Origin of the sequence: Alteraurantiacibacter aquimixticola (assembly GCF_004965515.1) — a bacterium.
In the GTDB taxonomy this organism is placed as follows: domain Bacteria; phylum Pseudomonadota; class Alphaproteobacteria; order Sphingomonadales; family Sphingomonadaceae; genus Alteraurantiacibacter; species Alteraurantiacibacter aquimixticola.
In genome coordinates, this window is sequence record NZ_SSHH01000001.1 from 561725 (window position 1) to 578739 (window position 17015).

At 65.7% G+C, this 17015-nt stretch carries 14 protein-coding genes; 11 read left to right on the plus strand and 3 right to left on the minus strand.

The annotated features are described in order from the left end of the window. The 7 genes from E5222_RS02390 (at position 1) to tatC (ending at position 5018) form a co-directional block, all read left to right on the plus strand. On the plus strand, positions 1-744 hold the full coding sequence (locus tag E5222_RS02390) for an SPOR domain-containing protein (protein WP_136692119.1): 744 nt from the start codon (positions 1-3) through the stop codon (positions 742-744). Positions 745-859: 115 nt separating this feature from the next. Next, positions 860-1870 (plus strand): beta-N-acetylhexosaminidase, encoded by a 1011-nt coding sequence (nagZ, locus tag E5222_RS02395; RefSeq protein ID WP_136692120.1) that lies wholly within the window; start codon positions 860-862, stop codon positions 1868-1870. Then, positions 1867-2679: a segregation and condensation protein A gene (locus tag E5222_RS02400; RefSeq protein WP_136692121.1), complete on the plus strand. Its 813-nt coding sequence runs from the start codon at positions 1867-1869 to the stop codon at positions 2677-2679. Before nagZ ends, E5222_RS02400 begins: the two co-directional genes overlap by 4 nt. After that, positions 2676-3338, plus strand: a complete 663-nt coding sequence (gene scpB / locus E5222_RS02405) for an SMC-Scp complex subunit ScpB (protein ID WP_136692122.1) — start codon at positions 2676-2678, stop codon at positions 3336-3338. The genes E5222_RS02400 and scpB overlap by 4 nt, the downstream gene beginning before the upstream one ends. A 42-nt stretch (positions 3339-3380) precedes the next feature. Further along, positions 3381-3614 (plus strand): twin-arginine translocase TatA/TatE family subunit, encoded by a 234-nt coding sequence (gene tatA / locus E5222_RS02410; RefSeq protein WP_136692123.1) that lies wholly within the window; start codon positions 3381-3383, stop codon positions 3612-3614. Between the two features lie 23 nt (positions 3615-3637). Further along, positions 3638-4051, plus strand: coding sequence for a Sec-independent protein translocase protein TatB (gene tatB / locus E5222_RS02415; protein WP_136692124.1), 414 nt, complete (start codon positions 3638-3640; stop codon positions 4049-4051). A gap of 133 nt (positions 4052-4184) precedes the next feature. Next, positions 4185-5018: a twin-arginine translocase subunit TatC gene (tatC, locus tag E5222_RS02420; protein WP_136692125.1), complete on the plus strand. Its 834-nt coding sequence runs from the start codon at positions 4185-4187 to the stop codon at positions 5016-5018. Positions 5019-5021: 3 nt separating this feature from the next. Here the strand turns inward: tatC and E5222_RS02425 are convergent, their stop codons facing one another. Beyond that, positions 5022-6665 carry an amidohydrolase gene (locus E5222_RS02425; protein WP_136692126.1) on the minus strand — a complete coding sequence of 548 codons (1644 nt, stop codon included), beginning with the start codon at positions 6663-6665 and terminating at the stop codon, positions 5022-5024. A 101-nt stretch (positions 6666-6766) separates the two neighbouring features. After that, positions 6767-7666 (minus strand): NAD(P)-dependent oxidoreductase, encoded by a 900-nt coding sequence (locus E5222_RS02430; RefSeq protein WP_136692127.1) that lies wholly within the window; start codon positions 7664-7666, stop codon positions 6767-6769. 101 nt (positions 7667-7767) lie between these two features. Between E5222_RS02430 and E5222_RS02435 the strand changes: the two genes are divergently transcribed. From E5222_RS02435 to E5222_RS02450, 4 genes are all read left to right on the plus strand, one after another. After that, positions 7768-9015 (plus strand): threonine ammonia-lyase, encoded by a 1248-nt coding sequence (locus E5222_RS02435; RefSeq protein ID WP_136692128.1) that lies wholly within the window; start codon positions 7768-7770, stop codon positions 9013-9015. A 176-nt stretch (positions 9016-9191) separates the two neighbouring features. Beyond that, positions 9192-10034, plus strand: coding sequence for an arginyltransferase (locus E5222_RS02440; RefSeq protein WP_136692129.1), 843 nt, complete (start codon positions 9192-9194; stop codon positions 10032-10034). A 25-nt stretch (positions 10035-10059) separates the two neighbouring features. After that, positions 10060-12189 (plus strand): autotransporter assembly complex protein TamA, encoded by a 2130-nt coding sequence (locus tag E5222_RS02445; RefSeq protein ID WP_136692130.1) that lies wholly within the window; start codon positions 10060-10062, stop codon positions 12187-12189. Beyond that, positions 12189-16385 (plus strand): translocation/assembly module TamB domain-containing protein, encoded by a 4197-nt coding sequence (locus E5222_RS02450; RefSeq protein WP_136692131.1) that lies wholly within the window; start codon positions 12189-12191, stop codon positions 16383-16385. The genes E5222_RS02445 and E5222_RS02450 overlap by 1 nt, the downstream gene beginning before the upstream one ends. 9 nt (positions 16386-16394) lie before the next feature. Here the strand turns inward: E5222_RS02450 and E5222_RS02455 are convergent, their stop codons facing one another. Next, on the minus strand, positions 16395-16997 hold the full coding sequence (locus E5222_RS02455) for a lysozyme (protein WP_136692132.1): 603 nt from the start codon (positions 16995-16997) through the stop codon (positions 16395-16397). Positions 16998-17015 lie beyond the last annotated feature (18 nt).

The following is a 17015-nucleotide window of genomic DNA, read 5'->3' on the forward strand; positions in this document are numbered from 1 at the left end:
ATGAGCTGGCCGAACGGGGATGAGGGCAAGGACGATGCCGCCGATCTCGGGGCGGATAGCACCTATGAGGCTGATGAGCAGCTTGCGCTCAGCGATGACGACGATGCTCTTCCATGGCTCGAATCGGATGAGGATTACGAGGAAGAGGGCGGCGATTACCGCATCCTGATCTTCGGCGCGGTCGCTGTGCTGATGCTGGCCGGCATCCTGTTCGGTGTGAGCCAGTTCCTTGGCAGTAGTGCGACGCAGGGCGAGATCGTCGCCGATGGCAGCACGATCGAGGCGCCGGACGAACCCTACAAGATGCGCCCGGAAGATCCCGGTGGCACCGAGGTGGCGGGCACCGGCGACGTCAGCTTCCAGGTTGGTGAGGGCCAGGAAACCGTGGGCCAACTGGCCGCGGGCGAAGTGCCGAGCCCGTCTATCGATGTGGACCAGCAGCGCAGCGGCGATGAAACGCCTGCTCCCGCTCCCGCGCCGAGCCCGTCCCCGACGCAGGCTGCGCTGAGCGGTGTGGGCGTGCAGGTGGGCGCCTTTTCCACCCGCCAGTCCGCCGAAAGCGGCTGGAGCCAGCTGAGCAACCGCTATTCCGTACTGCAGGGCCACAATCACCGCATCATCGAAGGGCGGGCCGATAGCGGTGTGATCTATCGCCTGCAGGCCGTCACGGCCAATGCCGATGCGGCGGATGCCTTGTGCCGTTCGATCCGCAATGCGGGTGGCGATTGCCAGGTCAAGCGCTGACACGGGGCTGCAATCCACAATATTGTGGTGTCGGGGGCGATCTTGCGCCCCCTGTCCACATCATCTGGTGGTTAAGCGCTTGCGGGGGTGCGTCTTTCCTGCGAATTTCACCTGCATGACGCCTGCCATTTTCGGTATCGCCGGTCTCTCGCTGAGCGAGGAGGAACGCGCCTTCTTCAAGGAGGCGGACCCGGCGGGCTACATATTGTTCGGCCGGAACGTCGAAAACCGCGAGCAGCTGCGCGCGCTGACCGATGAATTGCGCAGCATCCACGGGCGCGAGCGCCTGCTTATCTCGATCGACCAGGAAGGCGGCCGCGTGGCGCGGATGAAGCCGCCTGTCTGGGATGCCTATCCGCCCGGCTGGGCCTTTGCCGAATTGTGGCAGCAAGCCCCCGCCAGCGCGATCGAGGCGGTGCGGGCTAATTCGCAATTGCTCGGCATGGACCTTGCCGAAGTGGGCATCTCGGTCGATTACACCCCCCTGCTCGATGTGCGCGAGGCAGGCGCGCATGACGTGATCGGCGACCGCGCCCTGGGTGACGAGCCGAAGCAGGTGGCGGCGCTGGGCCGCGCCGTGTTGGATGGTCTTTCCCGCGCAGGCGTCACCGGCTGCATCAAGCACATGCCGGGCCATGGCCGCGCCTCGGCCGATAGCCACAAGGAGCTGCCCGTCGTCAGCGCCAGCGCGGAGGAGCTGGAGCGCGATATCGCCCCCTTCCGCACGCTGAACGATGCACCCATCGCGATGAGTGCGCATATCCTCTTCAAGGCCTGGGACAAGGACAATCCGGCCACGCTGTCCAAGCGCATCGTCAAGGATATCATCCGCGGCGAAATCGGCTTTTCCGGCCTGCTGCTGACCGACGATATCGACATGGAAGCGCTCGACGGGACCATCCCCGAACGCGCCGAGGCGGCGATTGCGGCGGGCTGCGACGTGGTGCTCAATTGCTGGGCCAAGATGGACGACCAGGTCGGCATTGCCGAGCGCCTGCCCGCGATGGGCGTCGAGGTTGCTAAGCGCCTCGAAGCGGCGCTTGCTTACCCGAAGCCGCAACCGGCCGACCGTGCGGAACTGCTCGCCACCCGCGACGGCCTGCTCAAGATTGCGAGCGCGGCATGAACGAGGACGGCCTGATGTTCGGCGCCGAAGAGGCGGAGGCCGAGGGCGCCGATGAGTGGGGCGGCCCCGCCGCGCCCACGGAAAACACCGCTGCGCTCTATCTCGAACTCGATGGCTGGGAAGGGCCGCTGGACCTGCTGCTCGACCTCGCACGGCGGCAGAAGGTCGACCTGAAGTCGATTTCTATCCTCGCGCTGGTGGATCAGTATATCGTCTATATCGAGCGGGCCGAGGCGCTGAAGCTGGAGATTGCCGCCGATTACCTGGTGATGGCGGCCTGGCTCGCTTACCTCAAGAGCTCGATGCTGCTCCCGAAGGAGGAGCAGGAGGATCCCTCTCCCGAAGAACTGGCCCTGCGCCTGCAATTGCGGCTGGAACGCCTCGGCGCGATGCGCGATGCCGCCGCCCGGCTGATGGCGCGCGACCGCGTGGGCCGTGACGTCTTCGTTCGCGGTGCGCCGGAGGGGCTGAAGGTCCTGAGGAAGAACCAGTGGCAGTGCGATTGGTATCAGCTCGTGCGTGCCTATGGGCAGGTCAAGCTGCGGACGGAGCCGGTGGTGCACATGGTCGCCAACCGCCCGGTGATGACGCTCGATTCGGCGATCGACCGCGTCTCCGCCATGCTCGGCGTAACGCTGGACTGGATGGAATTGCGCAGCTTCCTGCCCGGTGATGCAGAGCCTCGGCTGAAGAAATCCGCGCTTGCTTCCAGCTTCGTCGCCGCGCTGGAGCTGGCGAAGATGGGCAAGGCGGAACTTCGCCAGGAGGAGATTTTCGGACCGCTGCATCTGAGGCGCGTGAAGGCATGAGCGATACACCCTCCGATCTCGCCCGCGCGGTGGAAGCGACCTTGTTCGCGGCGGAAGAGCCGATGTCGGCGGACCAGATTTCCGCCCATCTCGAAGGTGCCGACGTGCGCGAGGTCCTGCGCGAACTGGCCGAACATTACGAGGGCCGCGGCATTGCGCTGGTCGAGCGTGGGCGGCGCTGGCAATTCCAGACCGCGTCCGACCTCGCCCACCTGCTGCGGCGCGAGAAGGAACAGCTCCGCCGCCTTTCGCGCGCGGCCACCGAAGTGCTTGCCATCGTCGCCTATCACGAACCGGTCAGCCGCGCGGAGATCGAGGCGATTCGCGGCGTGCAGACCTCCTCCGGCACGCTCGATGTGCTGATGGAGGCAGGCTGGGTGCGCGCGGCAGGACGGCGCGAAGTACCCGGACGGCCGGTAATTTATGCGACGACCCCTGAATTTCTGTCACATTTCGGGCTCAAGACGCGCCGTGACCTGCCGGGAATCGATGAGCTGAAGGCTGCCGGCCTGCTCGACCCGGTCGACGACGCCTTTGATGACATGATGGAGCAGCAAGCCGCGGAAACCGAAGCGCCCGAAGCGGATGATGACAGCGGCCAGAGCGACGAAACGCCCGATTTCGTCGACGATACAGAGACGCTGGAAAACCCCGAATAAAGCGCCTAGACTCTGGCTTCTGACGATTTCGGAGAGTTTCTAGTGAATATCGGACCAGTCCAGATCCTGATCATCGCGCTGGTGATCCTCATCCTGTTCGGCCGCGGCCGGATTTCGGAGATGATGGGCGATTTCGGCAAGGGCGTGAAAAGCTTCCGCAAGGGCCTCTCGGAGGAGGATGAAGCGGGCAAGGCTGAAGCGGCCAAGATCGTGCACGACGCGAAGCCCGCTTCCGAAACGGTCGAGAGCGCTCCGGCGGACAAGACCTCGAACTAAGCTTCTGACGGGCGCCGCCTGACATGTTTGATATCGGCGCACAGGAAATCCTGCTGATCGTGGTCGTGGCGATTCTCGTCATCGGCCCGAAGGATATGCCTGCTGCATTGCGCGTCGCGGGCCGCTGGATCGGCAAGATGCGGCGCATGTCGGCGCATTTCCGCACCGGCCTCGATTCCATGATTCGCGAGGCGGAGATGGAGGAGATGGAAAAGAAGTGGAAGGCGCAGAACGAGAAGATCATGCGCCAGCACCCCAATGGCGGCCCGGCCGAGATGGAGCAGACGGGGGCCTATCCGCCCCCTAAGAAGGGCGACGCCCAGCCTGAGGCGCCCAAGCCGGACGCAGAGCCCGACCCAGCGGCAGGCGCCAGCGCGGAAAGCGCGGCACAAGTCGAACCTGCGCCTGATGTCGATGAAGGATCGCCCAAGGCATGAGCATCCCGGTCCGTCATTGCGAGCGAAGCGAAGCAATCCAGTCCCAAGCGATATTCTTTCTCGCGACGTCTGTAACTGGATTGCCACGTCGCCTTGCGGCTCCTCGCAATGACGAAGCAGCTGAGGCTAATCCATGGCCATGAAGCTCAAGGATCTCGACGAAACGCAGGCCCCGCTGCTCGACCATCTGATCGAGCTGAGGAAGCGGCTGGTGCGCGCCGTGATGGCACTCGCCGTTGCCTTTGCCGTCTGCCTCTATTTCGCCGACGACATCTTCGGCATCCTCGTGCGCCCGCTGGTCCAGGCCTTTCCCGCGGGCGAGGGGCGGCTGATCTTCACCCGCCTCTACGAAGCCTTTTTCGTCGAGATCAAGGTGGCGCTGTTCGCCGCTTTCTTCCTCAGTTTCCCGATCATCGCCAACCAGCTCTGGGCCTTTATCGCGCCTGGTCTCTATGCGCGCGAGAAGAAGGCTTTCCTGCCTTTCCTGCTGGCCACGCCGGTGCTGTTCGCCATGGGCGCGAGCCTTGCCTATTTCGTGGTCATGCCCACCGCCTTCACCTGGTTCCTCGGCTTCCAGGGCGAGGCCGGCGGGCTGGAGAGCGAAGCGCTGCCGACCATGGGCGAATATCTCGACCTGGTGATGCGCTTCATCCTCGCCTTCGGGGCAAGCTTCCTGCTGCCGGTGCTGCTGCTGCTGTTGAACCGCGCGGGCATTGTCAGCCGCGCGCAGCTGGCGGGCGCGCGCCGCTATGTGCTGGTGGCGATCCTGATCATCTCCGCCATCATCACCCCGCCCGATGCGGTCAGCCTGCTGATCCTGGCCGCGCCGCTCTACCTGCTGTTCGAAGGCTCGCTGCTGGTGATGTATTTCAGCGAGAAGAAGGACGCGGAGATGGCCGGGGACGAGGACGCCGACGACGAGAGCGAGAACGAAGCCGAGGCGATCGAGGCACCGAAGGAAGGCTAAGGCCTACTCCGCTTCCTCCGCCTGCCACACACGGCGCCCGGCGATCCAGGTCTGCAGGATGTTCACATCACGCAGCATGTCCGCATTGAGGATCAGCGGATCGTCATCGAGCACCAGGAAATCGGCCCTTTCGCCCACGGCCAGCGATCCGAAACGCCCCTCGGCAAAACCCGCATAGGCCCCGCCTGCCGTATAGGCGGCGAGCGCCGTCTCGCGGCTTACCGCCTCTTCCGGACGCCAGCCGCCCAGCGGCTCGCCATTCGCATCGGTGCGGCTGATCGCGACCGCCAGTCCCTCCAGCGCATCGGCTGCCTCGACCGGCGCATCCGATCCGAAAGCGAGCGGCGCGCCCGTCGCTGCGATTGAGCGCCATGCATAGGCGCCCGCCAGCCGGTCCGGCCCCAGCCGCGCCTCCGCCATCAGCCGGTCGGAGGTCTGATGGACGGGTTGCATGCTGGCGATGATGCCGTGTTGCGAGAACAGCGGGATGTCCACGGGATCGACGATCTGCGCATGCTCGATGCGCCAGCGCCGGTCGCCGGTGAAATCGGCGGAGAGTTGGTCGATCGCGGCGAGAGCCTCCGCATTGGCACCATCGCCGATCGCGTGGATCGCCACCTGGAAGCCGTCCATCGCAGCGCGGCTCATCAAATTGCGCAGCTGCGTGCCGTTGATGACCTGCAGCCCGCGATTGCCCACATCGTCGTGGTAATCCTCTTTGAGCACCGCCCCGCGCGATCCCAGCGCGCCGTCGAGCCACAGCTTCACGCCGTTCAGGCGCAGCCGGTCCTCATAAAGCCACGTCGTCGGGCCGGTGCCGCCGATCAGCAGCATCTCCGGAACGCTGGCGGCATAGGACATGACGCGCAATTGCAGCCGCCCGGTATCGCCCGCGCGGCGGAAGGTCATCCAGTCCTCGATAGCGGTGCCCATATCGGCGACCGCGGTCACGCCGTGGGAAAAGAATTCCTGCTGCGCCTCGTGGAAGGCGAGGTCGCGATCCTCGGGGCGGGGAGGGGGCACCTGCGCGTTGACCAGCGCCATCGCATTGTCGACCAGCACGCCGGAGGGTTCGCGCGATCCGGCCAGCCGCACGATCCGGCCGCCTTCGGGATCTGGCGTCCGCGCGGTGATCCCGGCGGCGCGCAGGGCGGCGGAGTTGGCCCATACCGCATGGCCGTCCACCCGTTCGAGCACGATGGGCCGGTCCGTCACCGCGTCGAGCTCGGCGGCGGTGGGAAAGCGCCCCAAGCCCCAGATCTCCTGGTTCCAGCCGCGCCCGACCAGCCAGGGCCGGTTGGGGAAACGGGCGGAATATTCGGCCACCAGCGCCTGCGCCTCTTCCAGGCTCTTTGTCTGGCTCAAATCGAGCGTCAGCTTGGACAGGCCCAGCGACATCACATGCGCGTGGCTGTCGATCAGGCCGGGAATGACCACGCGGCCCTGCATGTCCTCGTAATAGTCGACCTCGCCTTCGGGCCGGTCGCCGAAATCGAGCAGCTGGACGATCCGCCCCTCTTCATCGACCACCATGCCGGCGAAACGATCCACGCTGCCGTCGCGGTGGATGGAGATGCCCTCGACATTGTCGAAATGCGTGTCGGCGAGCGCGGGGGTGGGAAGGGCGAACAAAGCAATCGCCGTCATTGCGAGGAGCGAAGCGACGCGGCAATCCAGGGCCGTTGCGCGCTGCCGCTCTGGATTGCCGCGGGGCCGTTGGCCCCTCGCAATGACGGTCCTGAAGCCAATCATGCCGCGGCCTCCGGAAGGTGACGGATCAGGGCGGAGGTATCCTGACGACTGCCGCCCATGGCCTGCACCTGCGCATAGAACTGGTCGACCAAGGCGGTGACGGGGAGCGAGAGGCCAGTATCCTTCGCCTCTGCCAAGACGATGGCGAGGTCCTTGCGCATCCAGTCGACCGCAAAGCCGAAGTCGAATTCGCCCTTCGCCATCGTGTCCCAGCGATTGTCCATCTGCCAGCTCTGCGCCGCGCCGCCGCTGATCGCTTCGAACACCTTGCCCATGTCGAGCCCGCTCGCCTGTGCCAGCCGCACGCCTTCGGAAAGGCCCGCCAGCAGTCCGGCGATGCAGACCTGGTTCACCGCCTTCGCACCCTGTCCCGCGCCCGCTGCGCCGATATGGACGATGCGCGCGGCATAGGCCTGCATGACCGGCTGCGCCTTGGCCATGGCAGCGTCCGATCCGCCGCACATGATGGAAAGCTTGCCGTTCTCCGCACCCGCCTGTCCGCCGGAAACGGGCGCATCGACCGTCATCAGGCCCAGCCGCTCCGCCTCTGCCGCGATGCGCCGCGCGATGGCGGGGCTGACGGTCGTGTGATCGACGAACAAAGCGCCCGGTTTCATTGCCGCCAGCGCGCCGCTGTCTCCCAGCATGACCGAGGCGAGATCGTCGTCATTGCCGAGGCAGGCGAGCACCATATCCGCATCTCGCACGGCCTCGCTTGCGGAAGCGGCCAGCGTCACTTCCAAACCCTGCGCCTTGCAGCCCGCCAGCCAAGCCTCGCCCCGGCTTGCAGTGCGGTTCCATCCGGTGACCTTGAGCCCGGCGGCGGCGAGGTGGCGCGCCATGGGGCCGCCCATCACGCCAAGCCCCAGAAATGCGACATTTGTTCGTGCGTTCATGGGTGACGCTCTGCCTGCTTGACGCCAGCAAGGCAATCTTTGCTGACGGAAAGACACCAGCAGGGTTTCCCTTGCGCGAAAATCTGCGATAGGCCGCTGCCATGGACACGAGTACGACACTGGAAGCCAGGCTCGATATTGCCGATATCCGCGCCGCTGCGGATCGGATCGGCGATGCCGTCGTGCGTACGCCGACGCTGTACAGCAGGACGCTGTCGAAAATTACCGGCGCCGAAATCTGGCTGAAGTTCGAGAATTTGCAGTTCACCGCGGCCTATAAGGAACGCGGTGCTCTGAATGCCTTGCTGCTGCTGACCGAGGAGCAGCGCAAGAAGGGCGTGATCGCCGCCTCGGCCGGCAACCACTCGCAAGGCCTTTCCTATCACGGCAGGCGTCTGGGCGTTCCGGTCACCATCGTCATGCCGCGCACCACGCCCACGGTTAAGGTGATGCAGACGCAGGCCGTCGGCGGCAAGGTGGTGCTGGAAGGCGAGAATTTCGACGAGGCATATGCCCATGCGCGCAAGCTGGAAGGCGAGCTGGGGCTGACCTTCGTCCATCCCTTCGACGATCCCGATGTCGCGGCGGGGCAGGGCACGGTCGCGCTCGAATTGCTGGAAGACGCGCCCGAGATCGAGACGCTGGTGGTGCCCATCGGCGGCGGCGGCCTCATCTCCGGCATGGGCACGGTGGCGAAGGCCATGGCCGAAGAGCTGGGCCATCCGATCGAGGTGATCGGCGTTCAGGCGCGCCTATACCCCTCCATGTATGGCCACATAAAGGGCGAGGACCTGCCCTGTGGCGGCGACACTCTGGCCGAGGGTATCGCGGTGAAGGAGCCGGGCACTTATACGCGCCAGATCATCCGCAATGTCGTCGACGATATCGTGCTGGTGGAAGAGCCGCATCTGGAAGAGGCGGTCTCGCTGCTGCTGCAGATCGAAAAGACCGTGGTCGAAGGCGCGGGCGCGGCGGGGCTTGCCGCGGTGCTGGCACATAAGGAGCGGTTTGCCGGCAAGAAGGTCGGGCTCGTCCTGTGTGGAGGCAATATCGATACGCGCCTGCTCGCCAATGTGCTGCTGCGCGACCTTGCCCGTTCGGGCCGCCTCGCGCGCTTGCAGATCACCTTGCAGGACCGGCCCGGCGCGCTGTTCAAGGTGATGCGCCTGTTCGACGTGCACAATGTGAACATCCTGGAAATCTACCACCAGCGCATTTTCACCAACCTGCCGGCCAAGGGCCTTGTCACCGATATCGAGTGCGAGGCGCGCGACCGCGAGCAGCTGGAAGCGCTGATTTCCGACCTTCGCGGACAAGGATACTCGGTCAGCCACGTTGAACTGAACTGACAAAATTGACCCGATTCGGGGCGCATCGTGCTGTTCGCGTGGCTGCCTGTTGAAATTAACCCTGCATTTGCTGCTTTTTATGGTTAATGTGATTTCAACCAGCGAATCCGGTGTACAACATAGCACCACTTCGCTCGTTTGGATCAGACCGCAGGCAGCAAGGACCGCCAAGACCCGTGACGGCTCCAGTTCGATTTCCCCGCTTCTTCGTGACGAGCCCTGCGCCGTGCCCATATCTGCCGGGCAAGACGGAGCGGAAGGTATTTACCGAGCTGAAGGGCGGTCATGCCGAACAGCTGCATGATGCGCTGAGCCGCATCGGCTTCCGCCGCAGCCAGACGGTCGCCTATCGGCCCTCCTGCGTCGATTGCCGCGCCTGTGTTTCGGTCCGCGTGGTGGCGGAAGAATTCCAGCCCTCGGCCAGCCAGCGCAAGACGCTGCGCCGTAACGAAGACCTGGTCGTCACCGAGTGCCGCCCCTGGGCGACGTCCGAGCAATACCAGCTGCTGCAGAAGTACCTCGGCAGCCGCCATCCCGGCGGCGGCATGGCCGCCATGGACGAGGTGGATTATGCCGACATGGTGGAACACACTTCGGTTTCCAGCTTTATCATTGAATACAGGGAGCCTTCTGCCGATGGCCGGCCCGGTCGACTGATCGCGGCCTGCCTGACCGACCGGCAGGGGGACGGGCTGTCAATGATCTACAGCTTTTACGATCCGGATATCGAGGGACGCAGCGGGCTTGGAAATTTTGTCATCCTTGACCACATCCGCCGCGCGGCAGAGGCGGGGCTGCCCTATGTCTATCTCGGATACTGGGTCGAGGGATCGCCGCGCATGCAGTACAAGGTGCGTTATCGGCCGCTCGAGCAACTCGGCCCCGATGGCTGGCGCCGCATGTCGCAGGACGAGCAGTCCGGCCTTATCTCCTCGCTCGGCGAAAAAGGCGGCAAGCCTCCCGAAGGCGGTTCGAAAGATGGCGCTCCCGGGGAGCAGAAGCAGTACAAGCTCGCCTGAGCGAGACAGCGCCGCCACTATTTCCATGACCCGCTGCGCAACCGCGCTTGCCCTGTGCCTTGGCCTGCTTTCTCAGCAGCTGGCGGCGCAGGACATGTCTGCTCCCGCCTCACTCGAAGAGCTTATCCCCGATTCCGCGGTGGAGGACCCCGAAGGCTGGGCGCAGCAGGGCGACCAGCCGGACCTCCCTTCCCCCGACGATGGCCCCGTGCCTGAGCTGGAAGCGGATTCGCCGATGGAGGCCATGCCGCTCCTGACGATCGAAGCGCCCGAAGACCTCCAGCTGCCCGATCCCGACCCGGTCGAAGCGGACGAGCCGGTCGAATTCGCCACTTTTGAGGACGTCATCCCGCCGCTTCCTGAAGGCAGCGGGGAGAGGATTTCGGACGAACTGGTGCTGGTCTTCCCGACCGAACGCTCGCTTTTCCCCGAGCGCGACGAATTCCTCGACCGGTTCAAGGCGCTTTCCACCATCGAGGGCCTCGATGATGACGGTAGCCAGGCCCGCCTCTCCGCGCAGGCGCGTGCTGACGAGGAGCTGTTGCAGCGCATGTTGCGCACCTATGGCTATTTCGATGGCCAGGTGATCCGCAGCGTCGTCTCTCCCGAGGATCGCCCCGACGCCGATTATGAAAGCTCCATCGCCCGCTTCGACATCATTCCCGGCAACCGCTTCACCATCGGCACCGTGGATCTCGGCAACCTCTCGCAGACGGGCACGGATTACGACGATTTGCGCGCCGCCTATGAGGTCTTCCCCGGCGATCCCCTCTCGCTCGATGCGATAACCGATGAACGCTATGATCTCGACACGGCGCTGGGCGAAAGCGGCTATCCCTTCGCCGCCATCGACGATCCCGAACTGCTGGTCGACCATGCGCGGGCCGAAGGCGATGTGACCATGCCGGTGACGCCGGGCGGCAAATATGTTTTCGGCAATGTCACCAGCAATCTCGATGATTTCCTCTCCGGCCGCCACCTGGCGCGGATCGCCCGCTTCGATCCGGGCGACACCTATAAGCGCAGTGACGAGATGGATTTGCGCCGCGCGATCCTTGCCACCGGCCTCGTCGGCTCGGTCTCGCTAACCCCGGTCGAGGTCGAAGCACCCAGCGAAGGCCAGCCGGGCACGGTGGACATGGAAGTCGAGATGACCAAGGCGCCCCTGCGCACCGTTGCCGGCTCGATCGGTTACGGTACGGAAGAAGGCATTCGCATTGCTGGCAGCTGGGAGCATCGCAACCTCTTCCCGCCAGAGGGCCTGTTCCGCGTGCGCGGCATTGCGGGCACGCGCGAGCAGCTGCTGGGCGCGACTTTCCGCAAGAACAATTTCCGCGGCCGCGACCGGATCCTGACGCTGGATGCCTTTGCCAGCACGCTCGATTACGAGGCTTACGACGCGCGCACCGCATCGCTTGTCGGCACTTATGAGCGCGTCAGCACGCTGCTGTTCCAGAAGCCGTTGAGCTGGTCGGTAGGCCTTGAGCTGGTGGCGACGGGAGAACGTGAAGCCGATGCCGATGGCGTGTTCGGCCCGCGCCAGACCTATCTCATCGCCGCCCTGCCGCTTTACGCGCAGATCGACACCAGCGACGATCTGCTCGATCCCACCAGGGGCTTCCGCGTTTCGGGCCGGGTCTCGCCGGAGATTTCGCGCAGCGACAGCAGCGAGACCGTCTATGTCCGCAACCAGGCGGACTTCTCCTATTACCAGCAGATGAGCGACAGCTTGGTGCTGGCCGGGCGCGCGCGGTTCTCGTCCATCCCCGGCGCATCGGTCGAGGATATCGCCCCTTCCCGCCGCATCTATGCCGGCGGCGGCGGATCGGTGCGTGGCTATGGCTATCGCGAGATCGGTCCGCGCAATAGCGAGGGCGATCCGACGGGTGGCCTGTCCGCAGTCGAATTCTCATTGGAAGCGCGCATCCGCACCGGCATGCTGGACGGTACGCTGGGCGTGGTGCCTTTCGTCGATGCGGGCAGCGTGGGTGACGATGCCTTGCCCGACTTCCGCAGCATCAAGTTCGGTGCGGGCATTGGCCTGCGCTATCATTCGGGTTTCGGGCCGATCCGGCTCGACGTCGCCTTCCCGCTCAATCCCGGCCCCAATGACGCGGCGGTCGCGGTCTATGTCGCGCTGGGGCAGGCCTTCTGATGGCGGACCAGCCGGTTATCGAGGATGAAAGCGTGGAGCGCCGGGCCTCCCGCTGGCCGCGTCCGTTGCGCTGGCTGGGCTACGGCTCGCTCGGCATCTTCCTGCTGCTGCTGGCCCTCATCGCCTTCCTCCACACGCCGCCGGGGCGCCAGTTGATTGTCGACCAGATCGCCAAGGTTTCGCCTGCATCGGGCCTGTCGGTTGAGGTGGAATCGATCGAGGGATCGGTTTTGTGGAGCGCGACTTTCAACGATGTGAAGCTGCGCGATGCCAATGACACGCTGTTTCTCGAAGTGCCGCGCGTCGATCTCAACTGGCGGCCGTGGAAGTGGTTCTTCACCGGGCTCGATGTCCGCCACCTCGTCCTCAGCGACGGCACGCTTTACGCTGCGCCCGAACTGATCCCCGGCGATCCCGACGCGCCGCTCCTGCCCGATTTCGATATTCGCGTGGACCGGCTGGTGATCGAGGATCTCACCGTGGCCGAGGGCTTGCTGGGTGAGGAGCGGGTGATCCAGTTCCGCACCGAGGCGGACATTCGCAGTGGCCGTGTCTTCCTCGATGCCGATGGCGAATTCGGCGGTGGCGACGTCTTCGGCTTCCTGGTGGAGGCGGAACCCGATGGGGACGTCTTCGATCTCGATCTCGACTGGCGTGCACCCGTGGGCGGGTTCCTCGCCACCATGGTCGGGGCGGAGGAAGAGCTTGTCGTCAGCATCAAGGGGGATGGCAGCTGGACATCGTGGAAGGGGGACCTGCTGGCGGTGCAGGGCGGCGACGACCTGCTCGATTTCGATATTTACAATGAGACGGGCCAGTACCGCCTCGTCGGCCAGGCTTTCCCTGGCGATTACGTCTCCGGCCTTCCGGCCAGGGCGCTGGGCAGCGAAGTGGCCTTCACCGCATCGGGCACGCTGGAGGACAGCACGCTGGACGGCAGCTTTGCCCTGCGCGGCAAGGGCATCGACCTCGACGGCAGCGGCGGCATCGACCTGGCGGATAATCGGTTCGAGGACATGACGCTCGAAGCTGCCCTGCTCGATCCCGAGCTGCTCGACGGCGTCGTGCTGGACGATGCAACAATGCGCGCGGACCTCAATGGCGCCTTCAGCGAACTGGAAGTGCCGCATGAACTGCGCATCGGGACGATCACCGCCGGTACGATCGTCTTTGCCGATATCGTGCAGGAAGGCACGATCAGCTTCGAGGGTGAGCGCATGATCCTGCCGCTCGACATGCAGGTGGGGCGGGTCACCAGCGGGATCGATCTGTTCGATCCGCGCCTCGTCGGCGGCAATATCTCCGGCACGCTTGCCTATGCTGGCAGCACGCTCAATTCCGATGACCTTTCGATCAGCTTCCCCGGCATGGATGCGCGGCTGGGCATGCGGGGCAATTTCGACAATGGGTCATTCCGCTTCTCCGGCCCGGTGACGGCGGACGACCTTGCCTTTTTCGACATGGGGCTGGTCGATGCCGCCTCGCGGATCGACTTCGCCATCGGCGGCGGCGTGCCATGGACGCTCGATGCGACGGTGCAGGGCCGCATGCCGCGCGTTGACAACAGCACGATCGAGACGATCGCGGGCGAGAATATCCGTTTCGCGGGCGCGCTGGCGGTCAGCGAGACGCGGCCGCTCACCTTCTCCGACATGCGGATCGAGGGCAGCAAGCTCGACGCGCTGGTCGATGGGCGGCTGGAAGGCGGCGAGACGCTGATGACCGTCTCCGGCACCCATGCCGATTACGGCACCTTCGCAGGCGAGGCGCGGCTGGCCGGCGATGGGCCCTATGCCGACCTCGTCTTCGACAGCCCGCTGCCCGCCGCCGATCTCAGCAATGTCCGCGTGGCGCTGGCGCCGAGCGAGGACGGCTTTGCGATCGAAACCTCCGGCAATTCGCTGCTGGGCCCCTTCGACGGGCTGATCGATCTTGTCCTGCCCGAAGCGGGCGAAGCGCAGATCGGCGTGCGGCGCCTCGACGTGGCGGAAACGCGGGTCAGCGGCAACCTCCGCCTCGTCGAAGGCGGGGTGGCCGGTCGGCTCGCGCTCACACGCGGCGGCGTGGATGGCGTGATCGGCCTTGCCGCACGTCCCGGCGGGCAGGCCTTCGATGTCGAGCTGACCGCACGAAATGCGCGCTTCGGCACGGCGGACAGGCCGCTCACGCTGGCGCGGGCGGATATGGACATGCGCGGCTTCATCGGCGGGGAGGCGACGACGCTGGAAGGCGAGATGACCGCGCAGGGTATCAGCTGGGGCAATTTCTTCCTCGGCCGTATGGCTGTCGATGCGCAGCTCACCAACGGGGTCGGCACTTTCGATGCGGCGCTGGCCGGCCGTCGTGGCAGCCGGTTCGAGCTGCTTCTGAATGGCCAGGCGACTGGCGAGCGGATCGCCCTTGCCGCCGACGGTTCCTATGCCGGGGTGGACATCACCATGCCGCGCCGCGCGGTGCTGCTGCGGACCGATGATGGCGGCTGGCAGCTGCAGCGCACCCAGCTGGGCTATGGCGATGGCTATGCCGTCGTCGAAGGCCGCTTCGGCGGGGAAGCGCCTCCTGAAGGCCGTCTCAACCTGCTCGACATGCCGGTGGCGCTAGCCGATGTGGTGGCGGGCGATCTCGGCCTCGGCGGTACGCTTTCGGGCGTCGTCGAACTGGCCGCCGATGAGGATGGCATGCCGATTGGCGAGGCGCGGGTGGTGGTCAACGACTTCACCCGCTCGGGCCTGCTCCTGACCTCGCGGCCCATCGACCTCGCGCTGGTCGCCGATCTCTCCGCCGACCTGCTGCAGGCGCGCGCGGTGATGGAAAATGGCAGCGGTATCGACGGCCGCGTGAACGCCCGCATCTCGAACCTGCCGCGCGAGGGCGGGCTGATGGCGCGGCTCTATGGCGGGGACCTGCTCGCGCAGCTGCGCTATGACGGGCCGGCAGAGGCGCTGTGGCGGCTCGCCGCGATCGACCTGCTTGATGTGACTGGTCCTCTCGAAGTCGCGGCCAATGCGCGCGGCACGCTCGCCAATCCGCAGGTGCGCGGATCGCTGCAGGGCGACAACCTCCATCTGCAGAGCGCGCTGACCGGCACCGACATCTCCGGCGTATCCGCGCGCGGCCGTTTCGACGGATCGCGGCTGCAGCTCACCTCTTTCTCCGGCGAGGCGCCCAATGGCGGACGCGTGAGCGGCAGCGGCTTTGTCGACCTTTCCAACATGACGCGCGAGCGTGGGCCGCAGATCGACATTCGCCTTGCCGCCAGCAATGCCCGCATCCTGCAATTGCCCGGCATGGGCGCGACGGTGACCGGGCCAATGCGCATCGTGTCCAGCGGGGTGGGCGGCACCATCGCCGGGCGCCTGACCGTGCGCGAGGCCGAGTGGCGGCTGGCGAGCGCGGATGAGGCGGTGGAGCTGCCCGATATTGCGATTACCGAGATCAACACGCCCGTCGATATCGCGCCGCCCGGCCGCGCCGGACAGCCCTGGCACTATCTGATCGATGCGCGCGCCACGCGCGGGATCAAGGTGGACGGGATGGGCCTCGACAGCGAATGGAGCGGCGACATCCGCCTGCGCGGCACAACCGCCGATCCGCGCATCGGTGGCGAGGTGCGGATCGTCCCGCGCCAGGGCTTCTACAGCTTTGCCGGGACGCGCTTCGAGATCACACGTGGGCGGATCGACTTCGACGAGGCAGCGCCGCCCGATCCTCGGCTGGACCTGCTGGCGGAATCGGGCGTCAACGGCATCGACGTCGATGTCACCGTGCGCGGCAGCGCCAGCCAGCCGGAGATCGCCTTCTCCTCCGTCCCCGCCTTGCCAGAGGAGGAGCTGCTCGCCCGCATGCTGTTCGGCGGCTCGGTTACCGACCTGTCCGCCACCGATGCACTGCAGCTGGGCGCGGCGCTGGCCAGCCTGCGCGGCGGTGGCGGGGTAGATCCGATCAACCGGCTGCGCAGCGCTATCGGGCTCGACCGGCTGCGCATCATGCCGGCCGATCCGGCGCTCAATCGCGGTACATCGGTTGCCCTTGGCAAGAACATCACCCGCCGCCTTTATGCCGAACTGGTCACTGACGGGCAGGGCTACAACGCCACCGAGCTGGAGTTCCGCGTGACCGGCTGGCTCTCGCTGCTCGGATCGATCAGCACGCTGGGCCGGGGCGAGGCTGCGGTCGAGATCAGCCGGGACTACTAGGCGCGAAGGCTAGCCTTTGCGGTAGAGCGCCGCCTCGGCCACGCGCCGGCGCACCAGCCCCTTCATCACCCGCCCGCCGGCATTGACCCAACGATCGAACTCGCGCGCGGCGCCCGCATGGTCGCCCGCCACATGTTTCCGTGTCAGCGTCGCCTTGCCGATCGCACCGGTATTGTAGTGGAAGCTGACCATGGCATCGAATTGCGCCTGCGACGTCGGCGCATCGCCGATCGCGCGCACGACGTCGCCCGCATAGCGGGCAAGGTCTGCCTCCAACCGCGCGTCGCATTGCGCCTGGGTCCACATTGTGCCGGGTCCAATACCCTTGCCCGTCGCGCCCCAGCCGATCGTCCAGGGATCGCCGCCTGTGCCGGGATCGGGATAGGCTTCCACCATCCCGTCCTGGCGGCGCTTCGCACAGCCTTCGAACTGGCGGATCAGCGCAATCCCGTCCGGCCCGACTACGCGCGGGGCAGGGGAGGACGATGGAACAGATGGCACACTGTCCTCGCGTAAATCGTCCACCGCGTGATCGATGGCATCGACCTCGCTCTGGCGAAAGCCGCGGCCAAGCATTGTGCGGACCGTATCGAACAGGGGCTTGCGGTTCATGTCATTCAGTCTCCGGCA